The 15,781-nt window shown below is 42.0% G+C and carries 6 protein-coding genes; 1 reads left to right on the top strand and 5 read right to left on the bottom strand.

Annotated elements, in window-relative coordinates:
* The 3 genes from ACFQ1G_RS06395 to pruA all read right to left on the bottom strand — a co-directional run.
* Positions 1–1,211, bottom strand: a 1,211-nt coding sequence (locus ACFQ1G_RS06395; protein WP_380737715.1) for an HYR domain-containing protein, incomplete at its 3' end; no start/stop codon positions are given.
* A gap of 225 nt (positions 1,212–1,436) precedes the next feature.
* On the bottom strand, positions 1,437–11,432 hold the full coding sequence (locus tag ACFQ1G_RS06390) for a LamG-like jellyroll fold domain-containing protein (protein WP_380737713.1): 9,996 nt from the start codon (positions 11,430–11,432) through the stop codon (positions 1,437–1,439).
* Between the two features lie 312 nt (positions 11,433–11,744).
* Positions 11,745–13,370: an L-glutamate gamma-semialdehyde dehydrogenase gene (pruA, locus tag ACFQ1G_RS06385; protein ID WP_380737712.1), complete on the bottom strand. Its 1,626-nt coding sequence runs from the start codon at positions 13,368–13,370 to the stop codon at positions 11,745–11,747.
* Positions 13,371–13,509: 139 nt separating this feature from the next.
* Between pruA and ACFQ1G_RS06380 the strand changes: the two genes are divergently transcribed.
* Complete coding sequence (locus ACFQ1G_RS06380; RefSeq protein ID WP_380737710.1) at positions 13,510–14,238, top strand: NRDE family protein; 729 nt, start codon at positions 13,510–13,512, stop codon at positions 14,236–14,238.
* Here ACFQ1G_RS06380 and apaG read toward each other — a convergent pair.
* Together apaG and ACFQ1G_RS06370 are read right to left on the bottom strand one after the other, a co-directional pair.
* Positions 14,231–14,617, bottom strand: coding sequence for a Co2+/Mg2+ efflux protein ApaG (apaG, locus tag ACFQ1G_RS06375; protein ID WP_380737708.1), 387 nt, complete (start codon positions 14,615–14,617; stop codon positions 14,231–14,233). The two genes, ACFQ1G_RS06380 and apaG, sit on opposite strands and share 8 nt — an antisense overlap.
* A gap of 3 nt (positions 14,618–14,620) precedes the next feature.
* Positions 14,621–15,730, bottom strand: a complete 1,110-nt coding sequence (locus ACFQ1G_RS06370; protein WP_380737706.1) for a DUF3667 domain-containing protein — start codon at positions 15,728–15,730, stop codon at positions 14,621–14,623.
* Positions 15,731–15,781 lie beyond the last annotated feature (51 nt).

Raw genomic sequence — 15,781 nt, 5'->3', positions numbered from 1 at the left:
GTGCCTGAAGCTGTATTTCCTGCATCATCAGTAACCGTCCACGTAACGGTCGTGGTACCGGTAGGAAATGTGGAAGGTGCATTATTGCTCACACTTGCTACAGAACAATTATCGGCTGTGTCAGGGGTTCCCAGGTTTACACTGGAGGCAAAACATTCCCCTGAATCTGTGTTTACTGAGACATCTGAAGGTGCTGTAATGCCGGGGTCTTCGTTATCTGTCACTATTACATTAAAACTGCAGTCTTGAGAATTATTCCCGGTAGCATCGATCACAGTCCAGGTGACGGTGGTGGTTCCTTCTGGAAACACCGCTCCTGCCAATGAATTGCTGTTATTGAAATCGTTTGTTATGGTCGCTCCTGGGCAGTTGTCGCCAAATGTCGCAGGATCAAATTCTGTTCCCACGGCTGTATAGGTACATTCCCCGGCATCTGTAACTCTGTTTTGTTCATTTATACAGGATATTTCGGGGATTTCATTATCGGTAACAACCACATCAAAACTGCAGGAAACACTATTTATACCGGTGGCGTCTGTTATGGTCCACCTGACAGTAGTGGTTCCTTTAGGAAATACGGTCCCTGCCAATGAAGTGCTATTATTGAAGTTATTGGTGATAGTCGCTCCCGGGCAGTTATCTGAATACCCTGCCGGATCAAATTCTGTTCCTGTGACAACGTAAGTACATGTATCGGTATTCGTGTTTCTGGTTTTTTCCGTCAGACAGGTAATATTCGGATCCTCATTGTCCACAACTTCGACGATTTGGTCATCACTGGCTAAGATATTTAAGCCATCTGAAATTTGCCATGTGACCGTCGTTGTGCCCGTTGAAAACAGATATGTAACCGGATCAATTTCAGTATTATTCACAAAAGCTTTTGCAGGAAAACCGGCGCAATTTGACACCGTAGGAGATCCGAGGGAAACAGTAGTGGTACAATTTCCGTTATCGTCATTACTGGTCCCAACTGAAACATCTGAGGGGGCCGTGATAGTACATAGCTGAATTTTGTAAAAAGGCATGATGTCGTGTACGAACGTTATTTCGTTTTTATGAAATTCATCCTTGGTATTTGCCAAAGTAGCTTTTTCTGAAAATTTTAAATTGGTAAGACCGGTAGGGTTTGAGGCAGTCAACAATAAAAAAGAAAAAAATGTGATTCCGGTTAAAAGAGTCCGGAACACCACAAGAGTAATTTTTCCCATAAGCGAATGTTTGTCAGGAATTTAACCAGTTTTAACTTCATAATTTAATCTTTAACTAGAAATTAATAGTATAAATCGCTGAAAGACAGCATAAAGTAGATGAGTGGAGACTGCTTGTAGGAATAAATTTAAATTTTACGAAAAATTTTCAATTTGAGGATTAAAATAAAAACCGCGATAATGAATTTCTCACTATCGCGGTTTAATTATAATTGATTTTAAAACTTATTCTAAGATCACCTTTTTAGTCCTTATTCCATTTTCTGAATGGACTTTTAAAATATAAACTCCTGAACTGAACCTGTTAACCGGTAATCTCAACTCCTTCTCATTAGGAACATCATAGTACACGTGTATTTGTTGTCCGAGAACATTATTCAGGTAAATTCGCTCTATCCCTATTAATTGAGGATTTCTAACAAGTATTTCCCTGGATCCGTTGACGTAAAGGATCTCAAATTCTCCGGTGTCTTCCTCATCTATAATTTCGTCCTCAATGTCAATCGCGTTCGGATCTTTGAAAATTATCTTGAACCGGTTGTGATAAGTGCCGGTATCAGAGGTCGCGATGTATTGAGTTTTCCTAAGATCATGAGTTACTTGTAATAAACTATCCTTAAGGAAAATATTCATGTCGTCAGGGATGTTTTGTAGTTCATCAATACTGATCTTGATCTGACCTTCTTCATGGATCTTCATACCCAGGTCAAGTTCTCTTTCTACGTTAAAATCTTCTACGGCTTGTATTACAAATTCATAGTTACTGAAGAACCAGTACATATCCTCTTCATTGTCTTCTATCATAGGTGCGTCATATCCAAGATCAAAACCGCTTGAGGTGACTGGGTCAGCAGTTACCAATAATTGTCGGTGATAACCTAATGGAGATTTGAATTTTAACCAGATCTTCTGTCTGGTATCTTCATTCGAAGTGGCTGTAGTATTTTCGGTAGAGGTTGCATTACCCACTGTTAGACCTTTTACATCTGTTTTTTCCTGAGTATGGAAGACAGAGGTGTTTCCGCCGGTGGTTTCTCTTTCATAGACACGTTGTCTATTTTTGAAATTAATAGCACCTCCGGTCACCGTAATACCTGATATTTGAGCAATTATCGGATCCAATTTTGAATTCACAAAGAATCCCTGAGCTACCGGTATATATTGACCAGGTTTTTTAGAACCAGTAGCATCGTTGGCATTGATCCTTTGATCATTAGAAATAGCTTCAGTGCTACCTGCTAATGTCCAGGTTGCATAACCTCCTATATACCTTTCCAGGTAATGGGTCCAGCCACCAAAATGATCCCAGAAGTATAGCGCACCGTTGAATACATTTGATGAATTTCTACCTGTTCCTCCAGGTACATCCTTAGTATTGTCCAAAATAAATTCTTCGGCATCAATTGCTGAAGGATATGGGTTTCCCACCAGGTAATTTTGATCAGCATTCATAGAAACTGTAAAATCCCCGTTATGAGGTTTCCCTTTGAATACATAGTTCTGCTCAGCGCTGTGATTAACGGTTCCATCAGTACCTTTCATGGTGTACCCTTCCCCGGTATTAAGATTACCAGTGGAGCCTATATGGAACCATTCCTCATAAATATCTGCTGTACCAAGGAATTTCCAGATCCAGTAATTACTGATGGTAATTGGATTGGTCCTACTACCGTCTGCAGCATGATACTGGTTATTGAAATTAATAGCCTGGGGATTTGAAGAAGTAGTACCATCCCAGAGTACATCAGCCACGGAATACGAGGAATTATTTTGTTGCCCCTGTACACTTACAGGACTTGCCCAGTAGTTGTAATTAAAACTTAAGCGTTTTCCCTGTTGATCACGTTCGAGCCATCCCGCACTTTCTTCGGCAAGAATACTTCCCTCATCCTGGAGTAATTGAGATTCTCCCACCAGGTCCATATTTCCGTGCAATAAGAGGTAATGGGTAACCCGCATCATCTGCCCGTTATTGGTCTCATCCATAGAGGAAGCTGGGTTGGCCATCGTGATCAATTTGTCAACGGTTTCAGATTTCAGACCTAAAACAGTGATATCTTTTGCTTCGGAAGTGATATTATGGAAAGTTCTAACGATGTTCCAGTCGATAGGATCCCCGGTAACGCCAGTTGCGTTAGGAATATCCCATACTGTTGGTCTCAGCCAGGTATTGATATCTATCCACGGACCATCCTGTACAGACAGGTATGGGAGCGGAGCTGTATTTTGCTGGTGGGTGGTCATGTTTCGTAAGGTTCCCGGAATAGAGTTAACAGCCAGATCGGGAGTCTCTCCATTTTGAGGCATCAAGGCAGGATCATATGTAATTGGACTGGCCGCTCCAAGAGGATCGGGCTGAGAGGAAATAAGTCTATAATAGCCTAATAAATTATTATAAGCTAATCCTCCGGGCACCGGCATAGGAATTTCGACACCCATATTACCGGCATTCTGCAAATGCTGGTTCATCATAAATCTTATCTGCTCTGCATTAAGCTTTGTATTCCAAATTCGGAATTCTTCTATCCAGCCCGAGAAATAATTATCCGGCGCTACGCTATCCCCATTGTAGCGTGCTCCAATTAAAAAATTATTTCCTGTGCCGGTCGTATTTCCGGTTCCTGTTGTACGGTCTGTAATCTCGATTCCATCTATAAAGATCGTAGCGCCACTACTATCGAAAACAACAGCCAGGTGATACCACCTTCCATCAAGAGCAAGTGGTTTGTTAGAGGTAAGAGTTTTACCGTAATACTTCAATACCGGTTTGGCACTCGCGTTTAGGAACAATTCATAATTTTCTGTTGAGAAAATGGTAGCCACTTTTCCTGACCCGGGGCCATTCTCAGACTCCGGTCTTACCCATGCCTCTATAGTCTGTGCTCCGGTATAGCTTTCATTAATGATAACGTGATCATCAATCCCGTCAAAGTCAAGGGTGGTACAATTGTCAGAATAGAAGGACACATCTTCATAGGTGACCTCGCATGGATTGTCCTCATCAGGCGTGATTTCCCATCTTAAAGTGTAATCTCCCGCAACGGGCGGGTCAAACGTGGCATTGGGATCATCAGGTGATGGTAAAAAATGAGCTGGATCAAAAGTGTAACCATCAGGTGATTCAATTACTGCCCAAGCCACTGTCGAGCTGTCATCAACCGGGAATTCTGTGATCTCACCTTGAGCCCCACCGGTTATAGTACCTTTTAACTGTATTTCACTATAACCACAACTTCCTACTATGGCAGATGCACTTGTAGCATAAGTATCAAATACATATACTTGGATCGTTGCCATGTTCTCTGCGCTCTGACAAGGATCACCATTGGTGTCAAATACCAGGGCGGTTTGTACTTCAAAATAGTTCCAGCCTATCTTTTCAGGAGTATAGTTAACTGTATATTCGTTCACCTCTCCAATTTGGTCCAGCTCATTATTAGGATCATTGAGATCGTCATCATAATACCAGATAAGCTGAACATTATCAGGATCTTGTGGAATACCTATATCGTCAATGGTATAAATGCCTCCGCTGGATCCGTCATAAACCCATCTTATCCTAAGATTGCCCATTCCTGCATAGGCGCTTAGATCGACCGACATGTTATTGGGTTCGCCTAGACCCTCATCTCCGAACTTGTGGTAATTTCCACTCGTGACCGGAGCATCATCTGGGCTCTCTGGTCCGCCAATTTCCATTAAAGGTACTTCTATATAATTCTGTCCGCCATCGAGGGAAATTTCCACACGAATAGTATCCCCATAGGTGAGATTATATGCCTGATCAAAAGTTAAAACAGGATCATCAGTAGCATAGAGATTGAAAACCGGGGTTTCCAGAGTAGATGGGTTGTCTCCGGAAACTATGGCAAATCCTTTATTTCCTTCGTCTCCCAAACTGGAATCAAATAGTTGATAAATTTCCTGACCACTTCCGTTTGGATTAGCCATGAGATATTCATGAGGATTTGTTCTCATCCATCTGTCAGGTCTTATATTATCTGCAGCGGATTCAAATGTATATTCTGTATTTCCGGGATAACGCATTACTCTCCAGCCATGGTTGGCGATTGAAGAATTATCAAATGCACCTCCTTCGAAAGTTCCGTTTCCGCCATATCCGGTACCGGCGCTGAGCGTTACATAATCCCCGAGACAAATTTCTCCCGGAGAGGCTGTTACCGGATTTGGTGCTATATCTGATGGAATAATGCTTAAGGTGGCAGTTTCAGAAAAAACGTTAGGGGAGCAAGCGCCACTTTGAACTTCTACCCTAAAGATGGTGGATTCGTTGTTACTCGCATCAATAACCTGCTGACCGGAAAGAGACGTGCCTGTAAAAGGTTCGCTGCCTTCCATAATTGTTACCCATTCAGTGCCTGAATTTCTGTGATATTGCCAGGCCACGATTTCTCCAACATAATTTCCACTTAATTGAAGTGGTACTAAATAATCATTGGTTGGAAGTTCACACATCATGAATACACGATCGGTGCCCTTGAATAAAATTCCGCCGGCTAAAGGTTCGGGATCGACGATGACTTGATGTTCGGTAGAGAAGACCTCTTCACAAACTCCATTTTTAACTACAGCTCTATAACTAGTATTGACTTTAAGGTTCTCAAAGTTGACCTCAGTAAGTCCCCCTGTATTCTCAAGATTATTCCATGAAGTTCCATCTTGGGAGTATTGCCAATTCAGGATCTCTCCAAGGTGATTTTCGAGGATCACAGTGCCCTGGTTTGCTGTGACACAAACTGAAGCCGGGCCTGAAGCCACTCCGCCTTGAGTGGGTTCTTCCACATCAATGGTTATTTCGGTAGAATTGACACAGCCGTTATCGTCTGTTCCCGTCACCTCATATACATAACTACCGGCAGCGGTCGGTTGAACGGTAAGTTCACTGGTATTTCCAACTTCAGCACCCTCGTGTATCCAGACATAACTGGAGGCACCTGCAGCTACCAATCTCGTTTCGCTTCCCAAACAAATTTCAGAAGCAAATCCGTCTGCTATCGAAATATTAATTTGAGGTAACTGGTTTACCTTCACATCGACTTTCACGCGGTCGCTTTCACATCCGTTATCCGAAATTTGACTTACCCAATAAGAAGTAATTTGTACCGTACTGGTTTGTGGGGTAGGAGCTCCGGATAATGGAGTAGTAGCCGTGGCATTGTCATACCAGTTTAAGTTTGCATTTTCAAACCCCGTTATATCAATTGGGCCGCTCACAGCTTCATTATAGCAATAATTAAAGGTGATGCTTTCCGCAGAAACTGGATCGGGTTTGTCATATACCGTAACCACCAGTTCTTCAGGAGCGCTTTCACATCCATTTGGCCTTGTTTGGGTCACCCAATAGGAAGTTGTGCCGGGAGTTGAAGTATCAGGCTTTACGTCATGCCCAACAAATGACAATTCTCCGGTAGTTTGATCCTCAAGGTGCCATCTAATTTCATTTCCTGATTCACCATCAGCGGTTAAAAGAACAGCGCTGTCTCCTTTACAATAGAAAATATCTGTTGTTGCTGGAGCAGGTGGAAGTGGGTTTACTCTGAATGTAAAAGTTTTGGAAGTAGCGTCCGGGCAGGTAAAATAATCCGGTCCTGCGATCCTAACGGCATATACACCCGAATCATTAGGATTAACATTTAAGATTTTCAGGGTTCCGGAATATTCTCCTAAAGTTCCTGTAGGAGGGGAAACGTCATAGACATATTTTCCGGAATTTGACCCTAATTCATTCCCGTCTTTGATCCATGTAAAAAATAATTCTGCACCGTTGGCATGGGCTACAAACTCAAAGGTGATCTCATTCAAATCCTTATCGCATATGGTTTGATCTTCGGTCGGTTTAGTAATTATTATGTTCTCATCCACATTCAGACTAACGGTTTGAGAAGTAACATCCTGGCAAGGTGATTCGCCGCTCACCACAACATAATACTCTCCTGCGTTGACCTGGGTTGCATTGCTGAAACTTAATTTCGAGGTGAACATTCCGCTTGCATTCGTAATACTCGATCCGTCCGTTCTTTTCCATTCATAAGTAAGATTATCTCCACTTGCCACCACTTCAAAACTGGCAGGTTGTGTGGAACAGATCCCCACATTTGTAGGCTCTGTTGTAATTTTTACCTCTTCAAATATTTCAACATCTGCAGTGATCACCAGTGAGGCACACCCGTCTTCTGGATTCTCTTTGGTATAGGTGACGGTATGGACTCCGGGAGAACTGTTTTGAGGATTAATGTTTCCGTTCGAATCTATAGAGAGACCGGATGTTCCGCTAAACGTTCCACCGGTGTAATCTCCGGCAGTACTACTGAAAGTAACCGGATAATTGATATTTTCAGAAGTACAGAGGGGTGTCTCATAACTAATACTGGCCTGTGGTAATTGGGTAATTGTAACTTGTGTAGTGACCAATACTTCATCACAACCTCCGGATGCCGGAATTTTATAAGTTACCGTATAGGTGTTTGGACTGCTGGTTGCAGGACTTATACCTCCGGAGTTGACATCAATACTTAACCCGTTAGGGGTAGAGCTAAATGTTCCATTTTCGTAAGCACCTATTCCATTTGTAAAACTAACAGGCCGGGTGCTGCTATCGGAAGTACAGAAAGGAGTATCGTAGTTAATTTCTACTGAAGGTAATTCATTGATCACAACTGTTGTAGTAGCGGTATAAGTTTCGCATCCTACCGGAGTATCATAGCTCACTGTATAAGTTCCGGCATCGCTGGCACCCGGACTAATTTCACCTGTTGATGCATTAAGGGTTAATCCCGAAGGGGAAGAGTAAAAGTTTCCTCCTTCATAAGCTCCGGTTCCTGTCAATGCTACATCGAAAGTTGTATTTTGTGAGGTACAGAAATCACCGGTATATGATATTTCAGCGGTGGGATCGGGTTTTACAATTATCTGTCCGCTTTCTGAAACTTCAGCACAGTTACTTATGGAAGTAACGGTATAATCAAATGTTCCGGCTACGGAAGGAGACCCTGAAATAGTGAAAACCCCATTATTAAAACTTCCCGAAATGCCGGCTGGTAGTCCGGTAACCGAAGCATTCGTCGCTGGGGAACTGATATTGAATTGGATATTGGCAATGGCCGTATTAATACATAATTCCTGATCCTTATTCGAAGGACTATCAATGGTTGGGTCAGGCAGTACATTTATGTTCCCCGTTTCGGTAGCATCCTGGCAGTCTCCAGCTGTGGTGACCGTATAATCGAAAGAACCTGAAACGGTGGGAGTACCAGAAATAGTAAAGCTTCCATTATTAAAGACTCCTGAAAGGCCGGCAGGTAAACCTGAAACAGTTACGTTATTTACTGAAGAATTAACATCGAAAGTTATTGGGTCTAAAGTGGTGTTGATACACAGGTCCTGGCTTTTATTGGTGGGGTCGCTGATCGTTTGGTCGGGTAATACGATAATTGTCCCTGTTTGTGAAGTTTGCTGGGATCCACAATTTCCAGTAGTATTTATGGTGTAATTAAATGTTCCGTCTTCTGTTGGAGTTCCTGTTAGCGTGAAAACACCGTTTTCATAAGTACCGGAAATCCCGGCTGGTAACCCTGTGGCTGTCGCGCCTGTTCCAGCTTCTCCGATGTTAAATGCAATGTTTGAAATTGATGTGTTGATACAGATATCCTGGTTTTTATTAGTCGGATCACTGATAGTGGCGTCTTTTAAAACTGTGATAACCATTTCATCTTCCTGGGCGGGGCAATCGCCCGGAGGGTCAATGGAATTAATCTTAATGACGATCGTTCCGCCATTATCCCTGATATTTGACGGTAGCGTAAATACGGCGTCAAGTTTGGCTAGATTGGAAAATTCTCCACCTGAAACACTCGCGCTCCAGTCCCATTCGCTATTTTTATTGATAACACCTCCTATTTCTCCCGCCAATTGTACAGAAGTTGTTCCCGTACACACCGTTTGATCAGGACCAGCGGAAACATATACTACGGTTCCGGTGGAAACATCCAGGCTAGAAGTGAGAGTTTCACCGCATTCATTTTTCCCCTTAACGGTTATTGTACCGGAAGCGGCATTTGTATTTGCTGTAACGGTAACGGAATTGGTATCCTCGCCTGAGGTAATCTGCCAACCATTAGGGAAGGACCACAGGTACGAGGTAGCCCCCGGAATAACATCGATAGAATAGGTTATTCCTGTAACTACGGGACAAATTGCAGACGGACCTGAAATGGCTGAAGGAGTGACACTGCTAATTTGTGAATCGACTCTGGTAACAATCTCGTTACTGGTTGCCGTTGAAACGAATAGGCATTCTTCATTGGAGGTCAAAATTACTCTTACCACATCATTGTTACTTAGATTCGTGGTAGTATAGGAGTCTCCTGATCCGGTTACATCAGAACCATTAACCTGCCATTGATAGGTTGGAGAACTTCCGCCATTTACTGGGATTGCAGTAAAGGTAACTTGATTCCCGGCACAGGTGAGGTTGTCATCATCATTTGAAGTAATAGTAACTTCTGGAGTAAGATTTGGATTGACTGTAACGCTTACCGGTTCACTTGTAGCTGAAGCAGTGGCTAAACAAGTTTCGTTCGAGGTCATGACAACGGTAACGCTTTGTCCGGCGTTTAAACCTGTAGTTGCAAAAGTTGGACTATCGTTACCGACATTGCTTCCATCGATTTTCCATTGATAAGAAGGCGAAGATCCACCATTAACCGGAGTGGCTGTAAATGTAACCGAATCACCCTGGCAAACATCGCTGTCACTGGCACTCACCGTAACCGATGGAGTTAAATTTGGATTGACCGTGGTTACTATGGAATTACTAGTTGCGGTTGCAGTTGTAACACAGGTTTCGCTAGACGTAATAACTACTTCTACGCTTTGACCATCTAAAAGGTTAGAGGTCTTAAATATCGGGCTATTTGATCCTGCACTACTTCCATTAACCAGCCATTGGAAAGAGGGGTTAGAACCCCCATTGACCGGTGTGGCGGTAAAAGTGACTTCCGTGCCCTCGCAAATTGTATTATCGGCATCATTAGATACGATGCTTACCCCTGGAGTAAGATTTTCATTGATGGTTACGGATCCGCTTAAAGATGTTGAATTTCCGCAGGATCCAGTTGCATAGATGGTGTAATTATGAGTTCCTATGGAACTGGAAGATCCTGAAATAGTGTATTGTCCACCTGAGTAGCTACCTGTAAAGCCTGAAGGTAAACCCGAAAACTGGGCACCAGTTCCGGTTTCTCCAATATCATAGACGATCGAAGTAATTTCTTCTCCCTGGCAAAGCGTTTGATTATTGTTTCCTGAGGCAAGACTTATTGTGGCATCTGGGTTTACAGTGATGGTACCCGAATTACTGGTTTGCGCACAGCTACCTGTAGTAGTCACAGTATAATTGAATGTTCCGGAAGTACTTGGACTTCCACTGATGGTAAACTGGCCGCTATTGAATGATCCCGATAATCCTGCAGGAAGTCCGGAAACAGTTGCACCGGTGCCGCCTCCGGAAATACTAAAAATAATCGGGTTTATTGATGTGTTTATACAAAGAGTTTGATCTTTATTTCCGGGGTCATCGATAGTTGCATCCGGGTTTAAGGTTACTTCAAATGTATCCTCTGCTGTTGAAGATGTCACACAATCAAGACTGCTCGTTAGGACCACCTTGATAATATTGGAACCAGGTGAAAGTTCGGTCCCGCTAAAAGTTACATTTGCGCCCGATTTTCCAGTGTCCAGTCCATTTATGGACCAGGTGTACTGTGGAGGGGATCCTCCATTGGTATTAGAAGCTTTTATGGTTATAGAACCGGAAGGACAAATAGCTGTTTTACCTGAACTTAAAGAAACCGTTGGGGTTCTTTTGGGATTTACTGTTATAGTATATTCCGTACTGGTGACGTTACAGGAAACACCGTCAGCCTCATTGATCCTAACCTGGATTTTGTCTCCATTACTAAGAGTAGCGACAGGACCATAAGTGAAATCATTTTCTCCGGAAATGACTGTGCCATTCACCAGCCATTCGTAGTCGTATTTGGTGTTGTCTTTAATAGATGCACTGAAGGTTACCGGAGTCCCTTCACAAATGGTGCTCCCTACATTTGATGATAATCCAACGGAAGAAGGGCATTGTCCAAAAGTCAATCCTAAACCCAACCCCAAAAATAATACGGTAAACGAGAGTAATTTTTTCGCCATAGCAAACAATTTTGAAAATAATTGGGGGGAGTACAATGGGGGGAGTACACTCTCTGAAGAGAGTTTAATAACCTAATTTACAGCTTCTTGTTAAGAATATATAGTCTAATCGGTAAAGGGGATTGAAAAAACGTTGAAGAATAGAGATTCTCGGTATTATGATCAATTAACCTTTTATATGTCGGAAAAAACCGATTAAAAAAATTATGAAAAAAACTGATTGTTAGGTTTTTATTAGGGATTTTGCCATAACAAAAAGGCCGATCAAATTAATTTGATCGGCCTCTATTATTTCGGTGATTTTTCGAAATATTACTCTCCTAAGAAAGGATATCTGTAATCTGTTGGAGTTACAAAGGTTTCCTTAATTGTTCTTGGAGATATCCAACGATATAAGTTTAAAATAGAACCTGCTTTATCATTGGTTCCACTACCACGAGCTCCACCAAATGGTTGCTGTCCTACTACTGCACCGGTCGGTTTATCATTGATGTAGAAGTTTCCGGCAGCGTTTTGTAACGCTTTGGTCGCTTCGGCAGCAGCATAACGATCCTGAGAAAGAATGGCGCCTGTAAGTGCGTATTCCGACTCATCTACCAATTTCAATGTTTCATTCCATTTCTCGTCCTCATAAACATATACAGTAACTACAGGTCCGAACAACTCAGTACACATAGTGCTGTATTTAGGGTTTGAAGTAAGGATAACTGTAGGCTCTATGAAATATCCTTTTGATTTGTCATAGTTACCTCCAACAATGATCTCGGCGTCATCATCTTTTTTCGCGTTATCTATATATCCGGCAAGTTTGTCAAAAGAACCTTCGTGGATCACGGCTGTGATAAAATTGCTCATATCTTCCGGAGATCCCATTTTAAAGGATTTCACGTCTTCGATCACGTAATTCTTCACTTCATCCCACATACTTTTTGGAATGTAAACTCTCGAAGCGGCACTACATTTTTGACCCTGGAATTCAAATGCTCCTCTTGAAATAGCTGTTGCTACCTGTTTTGGCTTAGCACTTGGGTGGGCAAGAATGAAATCTTTTCCTCCTGTCTCACCTACGATTCTTGGATAAGATCTGTAATTGTGAATGTTATCACCAATTTGTTTCCAAAGGTTCTTGAATACGGTTGTACTTCCTGTAAAGTGTAAGCCAGCGAAATCCTTATGAGAAAGAACAACATCTGAGATCATTTTTGGATCTCCCATTACCATATTGATGACTCCGTCAGGTAGACCGGCTTCCTTAAATACTTCCATGATCACCTGGGCTGAATAAACCTGGGAATCACTCGGTTTCCAAACTGCCACATTCCCCATCATAGCAGGAGCTGATGGCAGGTTACCGGCGATTGCTGTAAAGTTAAATGGAGTCACCGCGTATACGAATCCTTCTAAAGGACGGTATTCAAGCCTGTTCCATGCTTCAGAACTGGATTCAGGCTGTTCTTCATAAATACGAGTCATATATTCCACGTTGAAACGCAGGAAATCGATTAGCTCACATGCAGCATCGATCTCTGCCTGGAATATGTTTTTTGACTGCCCCAACATTGTAGCAGCATTGATCTTGTAACGGTATGGCCCGGCAATCAATTCGGCTGCCTTAAGAAAAACCGCTGCTCTTTGTTCCCATTCCAGGTTTGCCCATTTTTCACGAGCCTCTAAAGCAGATTCGATCGCTTTTTCCACATGTTCTTTTGAAGCCTTGTGGTAGTCTCCAAGATGATGCTGGTGGTCGTGTGGAGGATTCATAGGAGCAGTATCTCCTGTTTTGATCTCTTCACCTCCAATATATAAAGGAACTTCTACTTTTGAATTATATAGATCTTTATATGCTTTAAGAACAGCCTCTCTTTCAGGGGTTCCGGGAGCATATGATTTTACAGGTTCATTTACTGCTTGTGGAACCTGGAATACACCTTTTCCCATAATATTTATATGTTTTTTTGATTTGTACTTAATGGTCTGTAAAGGTAAATAAATTAAAAGTATTTTGGATCCCCTAACAAAAGCTGAATTTTAAACAAAATTTCGGGATTTAATCGTCATTTCTTAGTATTTTCATAATATGTGTACTGTAACGTTAATTCCCTTTAAAAGCCCTTCCGAGGGATTCATACTTACCTCCAATCGTGATGAGGCCAATGGTCGTAAAACTCTTCCGCCCAAAATATATTCTGAAAATGACATTTTAAAACTCTATCCCAAAGATGAGGTTGGCGGTGGTACCTGGATAGGTGTAAGTGAGCGCAAACGAACGATCTGTCTTTTGAATGGAGAATTTGAACGCCACGAAAGAAAGCCACCATACCGGTTGAGCAGGGGAGTAGTGGTAAAGGACCTTTTGGACGCTCCTGTCTTGACAACGGCCATTAAAGATTATGACCTGGAAAATGTAGAGCCCTTTACTGTGATTGGAGTGGATTGGTCTTCAGAACTCAAACTTTTGGAGTTGGTATGGGACGGTCGCAGAAAACATTTGAAAGCCCTGGAATCTGAACCCCATATCTGGTCGTCTTCGCCGTTGTATACTTCGGAAATGAAACTGCTTCGGGAAAGCTGGTTTAGGGAATTTAGAAAAGAGCGTTCCTTAACAGCTGAAGACCTGTTGGATTTCCATACTTCCGCAGGTACCGGGGATAAAAATGTAGATGTGATCATGGACCGTGGATTCATCAAAACCCAAAGTATCTCCCAGGTAGCGCTTTCCGAAGGGAAACTGAAATTTTATTACAGGAACCTGCTTTCAGATGAGATAACAAAAATTGAAATTTCTGAAGATCTTCGTTCTAGTTAAGCGCGAAAGGTGCACTTAATTTAAAGGATGGGATGGCTACCATGAACTTACGGGTTGAAGTAAAATTGATCATGCTGTAAAATCCGCTCATAGAACCAAATGGGGAAGCAAGCAGGCATCCGCTTTTATAGGTATGGGATTCACCCGGCTTTAGAACCGGTTTTTTCCCGATCACTCCCTCGCCCTCAATTACCTCAGTATTGTTCAGCGCGTCCTTGATACGCCAGAAGCGGGACGTAAGCTGGACTGAATCCTTGCTTTGATTTTCGATCGTAATTCTGTACCCAAAGGCGAAATGGACCCTGTAATTCTTATGAAAGGTCCCTTCAAAATTGGTCTCTATAGATATCTTAATACCTCTGGTGACTTGTTGGATCATATCTTAATAAATTGCAAAAGATGCAAGAACTGAGAATATTGTTGCAACTATGGCTAAAGTAAAGAATATTATATTGATTATAATAAACTTTAAAATGGTTTTAACTCTCCCTTGTCCATAAAACCTTCTGAATGCTTTGTAGAGGTAAAACAAAAATATTAGCACCGCAAAACCTGTGATCCATCCAACCTGGAAGATCCATTCCAGGATAAGGACCAACCCAAACATTACGAACCAGGTGGTTTGATTATGAAATGTAAAAATGAGATGTTCCATGTAGGTGAACGGCCTGCGCAGGTATAATAACCAAATGAAAAGCGCGAAAACGGGAAGGTAGAAGAAGATTATGAAGGGTAGTTTACTGACAAAATAGCTGAGAAAAAGTCCGGGATTTTTAATGAACTCGTGGGCATCCACCGTTTTTTTATACAACCAGTGATTTAAAGTGGTGTTGGAGTATTTTAAACTTTCCAGGGCTGCATCTGCATTTTTATCTTCAGTCTCTTCATAATGGCTATTAAAGATAGTAACCTTTCTTGTCATTCGGTTGAAGAAGCTCATGGTGTCCAGCTGTACCTCTGGAAGGTAAACGTCTTCTTTTTCTTTAGGTTCTTCTTTTTTCTTATTTACCCCTTTTTCGATTAAAGCTTTGGCAGTTTTATTTTTAGTGAGGATTGAATCCAGGGCAGGGTTGTTCTCTCTTTCTATGGTTAGCAAGGAATCTATTCTGGCGCTTTCCTCTTCACTGGGTATAACTACGTCGGGAGTTTCTATGGATTCTAGATCCTGTGGAAAAGTCCACAGAAGAAAGAAGATGATCGAAGCGCTTAAGTAGAATCTGTACGGGTTCGCGTACCTTACACGTTTTCCCTCAATATAATCTTTCGAGATCTTACCGGGTTTAAACAGAAGAACGCCCAGGGTCCTGTAAAACCTGGAGTCATATGCCATGATTCCTGCAAAGAACTCATTGAAAAAGTCATTGAAGGCCAGTTTCTTTGTACTGTTCAATTGCCCGCAGTTAGAACAGTATTCATCGCTTATATCTAAAGGATGTTTACAGTTAAGGCAAACCGTGCTACGGTATTTTAACTGGTGCCTTTCTTTTTTCATTTTAGGCAAAATGGTGAACTTGCCTTCTGGTAGTAATTTTTTGTCCGGGTC

Source organism: Salinimicrobium gaetbulicola, assembly GCF_042676025.1.
Classification (GTDB): Bacteria; Bacteroidota; Bacteroidia; order Flavobacteriales; family Flavobacteriaceae; genus Salinimicrobium; species Salinimicrobium gaetbulicola.
Note: the sequence above shows the minus strand (reverse complement) of the source record. Positions and strands in the feature narration are given on the sequence as shown.

Coding starts and splice junctions, on each gene's coding strand:
- ACFQ1G_RS06370 (WP_380737706.1), bottom strand. CDS start 15,730: ATGAAAAAAGAAAGGCACCAGTTAAAATACCGTAGCACGGTTTGCCTT.
- ACFQ1G_RS06390 (WP_380737713.1), bottom strand. CDS start 11,432: ATGGCGAAAAAATTACTCTCGTTTACCGTATTATTTTTGGGGTTGGGT.
- ACFQ1G_RS06380 (WP_380737710.1), top strand. CDS start 13,510: ATGTGTACTGTAACGTTAATTCCCTTTAAAAGCCCTTCCGAGGGATTC.
- apaG (WP_380737708.1), bottom strand. CDS start 14,617: ATGATCCAACAAGTCACCAGAGGTATTAAGATATCTATAGAGACCAAT.
- pruA (WP_380737712.1), bottom strand. CDS start 13,370: ATGGGAAAAGGTGTATTCCAGGTTCCACAAGCAGTAAATGAACCTGTA.